The organism is uncultured Methanobrevibacter sp. (genome assembly GCF_937906425.1).
Classification (GTDB): domain Archaea; phylum Methanobacteriota; class Methanobacteria; order Methanobacteriales; family Methanobacteriaceae; genus Methanobrevibacter.
Genome location: NZ_CALCYR010000228.1, coordinates 1 through 4,074, shown reverse-complemented (window position 1 = coordinate 4,074; position 4,074 = coordinate 1). Strand labels below are relative to the sequence as shown.

The 4,074-nt window shown below is 33.7% G+C and carries 3 protein-coding genes; 2 read left to right on the top strand and 1 reads right to left on the bottom strand.

The annotated features are described in order from the left end of the window. Positions 1-382 precede the first annotated feature (382 nt). Together Q0138_RS06610 and Q0138_RS06605 are read left to right on the top strand one after the other, a co-directional pair. Positions 383-1,423 (top strand): hydroxymethylglutaryl-CoA synthase, encoded by a 1,041-nt coding sequence (locus tag Q0138_RS06610; RefSeq protein ID WP_297982337.1) that lies wholly within the window; start codon positions 383-385, stop codon positions 1,421-1,423. A gap of 31 nt (positions 1,424-1,454) precedes the next feature. Next, complete coding sequence (locus tag Q0138_RS06605) at positions 1,455-2,615, top strand: thiolase domain-containing protein (RefSeq protein WP_297982333.1); 1,161 nt, start codon at positions 1,455-1,457, stop codon at positions 2,613-2,615. A 90-nt stretch (positions 2,616-2,705) separates the two neighbouring features. Here the strand turns inward: Q0138_RS06605 and pyk are convergent, their stop codons facing one another. Beyond that, positions 2,706-4,040 (bottom strand): pyruvate kinase, encoded by a 1,335-nt coding sequence (gene pyk / locus Q0138_RS06600; protein WP_297982330.1) that lies wholly within the window; start codon positions 4,038-4,040, stop codon positions 2,706-2,708. Positions 4,041-4,074 lie beyond the last annotated feature (34 nt).

The following is a 4,074-nucleotide window of genomic DNA, read 5'->3' as shown; positions in this document are numbered from 1 at the left end:
CTATTTTTGTTATTTTGGTCAAATTTTAGTCTTTTTTTAAGTGTTTTTTTAAATACATTTATATGTGTTAAAGATATAATATTAATAATATAAACTTAAAATTAATTTTAAGATTATATTTTTTATTAATTTTAAATTATAAGCATAAAAATTTTTTATTATAAAAAAATAAAATAAATTTTTATTTTTTAAGATTATGTCTTGTGAATAATATTTTTTTATTTTATTATTCAAAATTTTAAGATTATGTACTGTGAATAATATTATTTTATTTTATTATTCAAAATTTTAAGATTATGTACTGTGAATAATATTGTTTTATTTATTATTCCAAATTATGAACTATTCAATTATGAACTAAATAAAATATGGTCGTGATTTAATGGCAGGAATTGTAGGATATGGGGCTAATGTGCCTTCATATAGAATAAAAGTAGAAGAAATCGCAAAAGTATGGGGAGATAATCCTGAATCAATCTCAAATGGTTTGATTGTAAATGAAAAGTCTGTTCCATCTTCTGATGAAGATACTGCAACTATTGCGGTTAGTGCTGCAAGACATGCATTGGCTAGAGCACAAATCGATCCTCAGGATATTGGTGCAGTTTATGTTGGTTCCGAATCTCATCCTTATGCAGTAAAACCAACTGCTACCATTGTTGCAGAAGCAATTGGAGCAACCCCTGAAATGACTGCAGCTGACTTGGAATTTGCATGTAAGGCTGGAACTGCAGGTATTCAGGCTACCATGGGTATGGTAGATTCCGGCATGATAAAATATGGTTTGGCTATTGGTGCTGACACATCTCAAGGAGCTCCTGGAGATGCATTGGAATATACTGCTTCCGCTGGTGGTGCTGCATACATTATTGGAGACAAGAATACTCTTGCTGACTTTGGAACTACTTACAGTTTTACTACTGACACTCCTGACTTTTACAGAAGAGAAGGTCAACCTTACCCAAGTCACGGTGGCAGATTCACCGGTGATCCAGCTTATTTCAGACATGTGTTTGGTGCAGCAAAAGGTTTGCTTGAAAAAACAGATACCAAAGTTGAAGATTATGATTATGCTATTTTCCATCAACCTAACGGTAAATTTTACATAAGGGCTGCTAAAAAGTTAGGTTTCACTCCAGAACAATATAAGGATGGTCTTTTAACTCCTAATGTAGGTAACACCTATTCAGGTGCTGTTCCTTTAGCATTGTCCAATGTATTGGATAAGGCAGAGCCTGGAGATAAGATTTTCATTGTTTCCTATGGTTCCGGTGCTGGCAGTGATGGTTTCACTTTAACCGTTAATGATAGAATTGAAGAAGTTAAAAATTTAGCTCCTACAACTGAAGAAATCCTCTCTAAAAAGATTTATGTTGATTATGCAGTTTACGCTAAATTTAAAGGAAAACTTAGAATGGCTTAAATGATGGAGAATTTATTTAGAAGGTGAAAAAATGAGAGATGTTGCGATTATTGGAGCTTCCCAAACAAAATTCGGAGAATTATGGGAAAGTTCATTTAGACAATTAATTTCTGAAGCAGGACTTGGAGCTATTGAAGATGCTAATTTAAGTGGTGCAGATTTGGAAGCTATGTTTGTTGGAAACATGTCTGCAGGTCTTTTTGTAGGTCAAGAACATATTGCTTCACTTATTTCTGATAATATGGGTTTAAACCCAGTTCCATGTACAAGAGTTGAAGCTGCTTGTGCATCTGGTGGATTAGCACTTAGACAAGGTATTATGGCTGTCGCTTCCGGTTATCATGATGTTGTGGTTTCTGCAGGAGTGGAAAAAATGACTGATGTTGTTGATGCAACTCCAGCTATTGCTACTGCATCCGATCAGGAATGGGAAGCACAACAAGGAGCTACTTTCCCATCATTATACGCTATGATTGCTCAAAGGCATATGTATGAATATGGTACAACCAGAGAACAATTGGCTATGATGTCTGTAGTTAACCATAAGAATGCAGCTAATAACCCAAATGCTCAATTCCCATTTGAAGTTTCTGTAGATAAGGTTTTAGCCTCTTCTCCAGTAGCAGATCCATTAACTTTACTTGACTGTTCTCCTGTTTCCGACGGAGCTGCAGCTGTTGTTATCTGTGCTGCTGAAAAGGCTAAGGAATATACTGACACTCCTATTTATGTAAAGGCATCTGCACAATCCTCAGGTACAATTGCATTACACAGCAGAAAAGACATAACCACTTTGGACGCTACCATTGCAGCTTCCAGAAAGGCTTATGATATGGCTGGAGTAACTGTTAAGGATATTGATGCTACTGAAGTCCATGATTGTTTCTCAATCAATGGTTTACTTGCAATTGAAGACTTAGGATTTGCTAAAAAGGGAGAAGGTGGAAAGGTTCTTGAAGACGGACAAACCAATATTGATGGAGATTGTCCAATTAACCCATCAGGTGGTTTAAAGGCAAGAGGTCACCCTCTCGGAGCAACTGGTATTGCTCAAGCTGCTGAAATTGTATGGCAATTAAGAGGAGAAGCAGGTAAACGTCAAGTGGATGGTGCTGAAATCGGTATGACTCATAATGTAGGTGGTACTGGCGGTACTTGTGCTGTTCACATATTCGGCAGAGATTTAAATTAATTTTAATCTCTCTTTTCTTTTTTTATTTGTTTTATTTCTTTATTTTAATCTTTTTTATTTTTAAATTCTAATTCTTTTTTTATTTATTTCTTATTTTTTCTTTATTTTTAATTTAAACTCTTTTTTAGCAAACTTTCTAGCTGTCTCAACCATCTCATCTGTACTCTCATATACATCTGTAACTATTGGTTTAACTCCAAAGTTTAAAGCAACCTTCTCTGCTATATGATTAGATGGACAACAAGCAAGTATTATACAATTTGGTCTTAAATTACTAATCTTACGAGCAGTAAAACCTGTCATAGTAGTAGTAACAATCAACTTAATATTAGAATACTCAACAGCATCAACAACAAGTTTAGCAATTGTATCACTAATACCTATAGTTCTTTTATAAGCTGTATGCTTAGTATAATCAATCGTTGACTCAACATATTCACATATTCTACTCATTATTTTAACTGCATCTATTGGATGCTTACCAACAGTAGTCTCACCTGATAACATAACACAATCAGTTCCATCAATTACCGCATTCGCAATATCTGTAACTTCCGCTCTTGTAGGTCTTGGACTCTCATACATAGAAGCAAGCATTTCAGTAGCAACAATTGCAAACTTACCATTTTCACGACACTTAGTAATTATTCTCTTTTGAAGTATTGGTAACTCTTCCATTGGTACTTCTACTCCAAGATCTCCACGAGCAATCATAATACCATCAGATTCTCTAATTATCTCATCGATATTTTCTATGCCCATTCTACTTTCAATCTTAGAAATAATTCTAGCATCTCCACCATTGTCTTCAATAATCTTACGAGCTGCTCTTACATCTTCTTTAGTATTAACAAAAGATAAAGCTAAATAATCACATGAATGTTCAGCTGCAAAAGCTATATCTTTTTTATCTATATCACTAATAAAATCTAAATTTAAATCAACACCAGGAACATTAATAGTCTTATGATTCTGTATCTTACCATCATTAAGAGCTTTTAATACAACATAATCATCTTTTTTATCTACTACCTCTAAATCAAGTAAAGCATTATCAACTAATACATGATCTCCTACTTTAATATAATCAATAGCTTCACTATGATTAACTCCAAACTCTTTCTTATTACCACGTATACAAGTTTTACTCATACGTATTTTATCACCTGTATGAAGATTTACTCCTCCACGTTCAAAACTAAGAGTTCTAAATTCAGGTCCTTTAGTATCATACATAATCGCAACAGGCATATGCGTAATATTTCTAACTTTTCTAACAATTTCAATAGTTTCTAGTATATCATCATAAGTAGCATGGCTTAAATTAATTCTTGCACAATTCATACCAACATTAACCATCTCAGTCATAGTCTTAACATCATTACATGCTGGGCCAGTACTACATATTATTTTTGTCTTTTTCATAATACCCCTCCGATATTCTCTACATTATATATTA

Bases quoted from the DNA above. Each gene is read 5' to 3' on its own strand.
- Q0138_RS06610 (WP_297982337.1), top strand. From the start codon at position 383: ATGGCAGGAATTGTAGGATATGGGGCTAATGTGCCTTCATATAGAATA.
- pyk (WP_297982330.1), bottom strand. From the start codon at position 4,040: ATGAAAAAGACAAAAATAATATGTAGTACTGGCCCAGCATGTAATGAT.
- Q0138_RS06605 (WP_297982333.1), top strand. From the start codon at position 1,455: ATGAGAGATGTTGCGATTATTGGAGCTTCCCAAACAAAATTCGGAGAA.